At 44.7% G+C, this 3,377-nt stretch carries 4 protein-coding genes; 1 reads left to right on the plus strand and 3 read right to left on the minus strand.

The window, feature by feature from the left end; all coding sequences use genetic code 11:
* The coding region (locus PX636_RS03130) for a DUF456 domain-containing protein (protein WP_288116192.1) at positions 1-550 on the minus strand (550 nt) is incomplete at its 3' end.
* 2 nt (positions 551-552) lie between these two features.
* Positions 553-2,022 (minus strand): TldD/PmbA family protein, encoded by a 1,470-nt coding sequence (locus PX636_RS03135; RefSeq protein WP_012266273.1) that lies wholly within the window; start codon positions 2,020-2,022, stop codon positions 553-555.
* Between the two features lie 185 nt (positions 2,023-2,207).
* On the opposite strand from PX636_RS03135, the gene PX636_RS03140 reads away from it, so the two are divergent.
* Complete coding sequence (locus tag PX636_RS03140) at positions 2,208-2,672, plus strand: hypothetical protein (RefSeq protein WP_002757789.1); 465 nt, start codon at positions 2,208-2,210, stop codon at positions 2,670-2,672.
* A gap of 170 nt (positions 2,673-2,842) precedes the next feature.
* Here the strand turns inward: PX636_RS03140 and PX636_RS03145 are convergent.
* The coding region (locus tag PX636_RS03145; RefSeq protein WP_288116194.1) for a DNA cytosine methyltransferase at positions 2,843-3,377 on the minus strand (535 nt) is incomplete at its 5' end.

The raw sequence follows: 3,377 nt of genomic DNA on the forward strand, positions 1-3,377 counted from the left end.
ACTGATAACTGATAACTGAAGAGAGATTCGGCCAGGTAGTGACAATAAAGACGATAACGGCGGCCGTGGCCAGCATAGCTTTGGCAACGTGACCGATAACCGTGCCGACGACGATACCGACACAGACTTTTAGGGATTGTTGCAAACGGGGAGTTAATTCCAAATCGCGACGATAGGCGTATTCTCCGACAAAAGCCCCGACCACAGGACCGACAAATAAGCCGATAATCGGGCCGCCAATGGGTAAAGCCGGTAAAAGCCCGAATATTCCCGCTAATAAACCCACTACTAGCCCGATTTGACTCCAATTGCTCGCCCCAACTTTTTGGGCGCCGAGATAACTAGCGAGGAATTCCACCCCCAGACTGAGGAGAAGGATAACAAAGGCCACGGCTAAAGCGACCCCCATCCCCGCGAATTTGGTGACAAAACCCCACACCAGCATGGCGATTAAAATCAAACTCATGCCGGGGACAGCGGGCAGCAGTTCGCCAATTATCCCCACTATCATGATGGCAATGAGGAAATAGTAGAGAATTACTAAAGTCATGATTAACGACCGCCAACGGTAATAGAATCGACTTTTAAATGGGGTTGACCAACGGTGACATAAACGCTACCACTGACGGAACCGCAAAAACCCGCCGCTAGTCCTAAATCTTGGGAACACATAGAGATTTTATTCATAATCTCCTTGGCTGAACCGATTAAAGTCGCGCCTTTCAGGGGTTTAGTCAGGTTGCCATTTTCGATAAGATAGGCCTCCTCGACGGCGAAATTAAATTCCCCGGTCGCCCCCACACTACCACCGCCCATTTTTTTGCAATAAATGCCTTTATCGATGGAATTAAAGAGATTATCGAGGGTATATTCCCCAGGTGCGATGTAGGTATTCCGCATCCGACTAGCGGCGGCATAGGTGTAGTTTTGACGGCGACCGCTACCTGTGCGGGGATGACCGGTTTTAATTGAACCGGTGCGATCGGCAATGAAGTTTTTTAGGATACCATTTTCAATTAGGAGAGTACGCTGGGCCGGCATTCCCTCATCGTCCATATCGATAGTACCGAAAGCTTTATCGGATAATCCTTCGTCCCAAGCCGTCAGGTTTTCGTGGGCGATTTTTTCGCCTTTTTTATCGAGAAAGGGCGTGGTTTTTTGCTCAATTTGCGTAGTTTCTAGCAAATGGCCGCAGGCTTCGTGGAAGATAACGCCGCCAAATTCATTGGCCATGACGATGGGATAACTGCCGGATTCTACATAGTCAGCGTAAAGCATTTTACCCGCCGATTCGGCCACTTCTGCCGCCGATTCCTCGGCATTCCACGTCCGCAGAAAATCGGGATTACTGGTACTACCCACCCGTTTACCAATGCTAGAACGATTGGTCCCATCGGCACAGAGGAGATTATAGCCCACGGATTGGGTGAGGCGAATATCCCGGGCAAAAGTGCCATCACTAGCGGCAACTAAAATTTCTTGCCAATCGCGAAAATAAGCGGCGCGACGAGATTGGACGTGAGAGGCTTTCTGATTGAGTTGAACGTTAGCAGTTAGGAGAATATCACCCATTTCTCGCAAAGAACTGCAATTATTCAGCCAAATATCTTTATTTTTGACCGTGGCATAATCCCGGAACATTTCCAGATTGATTTCGGGAATATATGCGTTAGGACTGGGTAGGTTTAAACCGAGAATCGATAAACCTTTTTCTAGGGCATTTTTTAAGCCTTGGAAGCTTAAATCGTTGGTACTGACATAACAATCAGCTTTCCCGCGAAAAAGGCGGATTCCTGCCCCTGTAGATAGTTTCGGTGAGAGACTGGTGATGGTGTCATCTTCGGCTAAACAACTGATATAGTTGACTCTTTCGAGGAAAAATTCGATAAAAGTTGCCCCGGCAGCCCGTCCCAGTCCCAGAAGAGTGGACAAAGGGGCCGCCCAAGAGCTATCAAAGCGCTCCAGACTAGGATTATATTTCAGGGTGGGGAGTTCTTTGGAGATGAGTAGAGTGGGTGACATAAAGCTCGTTTATCAGTTAATCTGCTGGTTTCTAGTCTAACAGTTCTCAGTTTTTTCCGTATTGGGGATGCGTTAGCGCCGCCCAACCCAGCTAAATTTTTCTCCTTCATATCTCTTAATAAAAACCTTGATTCGATCGCTCATCGCCCCCAAGATTAAATAAAGAGCGACTCAGGATAAAAATAATGGCCACAGCGACACAATTCTTAAACATTTCTGACTTGACAAAAGATGATTATTGTGTATTCGGTTTAGCAATTTGTTTTCTCAAACAGGAGGGAGAATTAGAAAAAGTGGCGGTGTTAGAACCGATTCCCTCGGCGGCCCTAGAGGCAATTGTCAAAGGAATTCCCACTTCCTACGAATTTGCCCGCGCCATGGCTTTAGGAGAGGTATTTCAGGACGATAATCCTCAAATACCCAGTAATTTCCCCGATAATGCCCAATTATGCGAGAATTTTGTCGAAAGGGCGATTGCGGCCACTCGCACCTACAAAAATCAACCCCACCTGCAAGGGTTAATCCCCTTGGGCAGCCAAAAAGACGATTTAAACTTTTCTCTAGAGAAAAAACGCATCTTGAATGCTGTTCATGTCGTGCGGACGGAGGATAACGTCAAACAACATTCTCACACCCATAAGGTTTTGTAATCAAGGTGAGTTCGGGTTAGGGAAATTTTGCCCTTTTCCCTGATTCCGAACTCAGGTTATAGCAGTTATCTTAAGAGTGAGGTGTAAAGTTGGGATTTTGAGGAGTCGGTCGTCAGGAGATTATTTTTATTTATTCTCCCCACTTCATAATTGATAATTAGCAGAAATTATTAAGGCAATGCTACACATAAATTTTTGCTGACTGAATAAATATCTTCAAACAAATAATCCCATTGATATTCTAGGTGTCTAGCAATATGGTAAGCAAGCAAAGGTGGCACAGCATTACCAATTAGTTTGTAACCATCCGTAGCCGAAAGTGAATATTTTCCATCTCCCTTATTTTGTGGACGCACAAATTGAAAATCATCGGGAAAAGTTTGTATTCTCGCACATTCCCGCACAGTTAAACGTCTCATTTTTAACCCTGCTTCTAACTCATTAACTATCTTTCCCCCTAATTCTAAAGATAATCTCCTAAATTCAATATTACCGTGATGTTCCGAGCGAATAGTCGGACCTAAACCCTGTAAATTAACCTCGATTTGTCCCTGAGTTTTACCATAATGTTTAGCTTTTGAATAGCTTTTTTGTGAGAGGTCAAATAACTCATCTTCTGGTTCTTCTAAACCTGATAATATCTGACCCACTGTACTGTAAGTTTTAAGAGGATATATTGACTCAAACAGATTTAATTGATGCTTA

The sequence above is a fragment of the Microcystis sp. M53598_WE2 genome (assembly GCF_030067735.1).
Classification (GTDB): Bacteria; Cyanobacteriota; Cyanobacteriia; order Cyanobacteriales; family Microcystaceae; genus Microcystis; species Microcystis aeruginosa.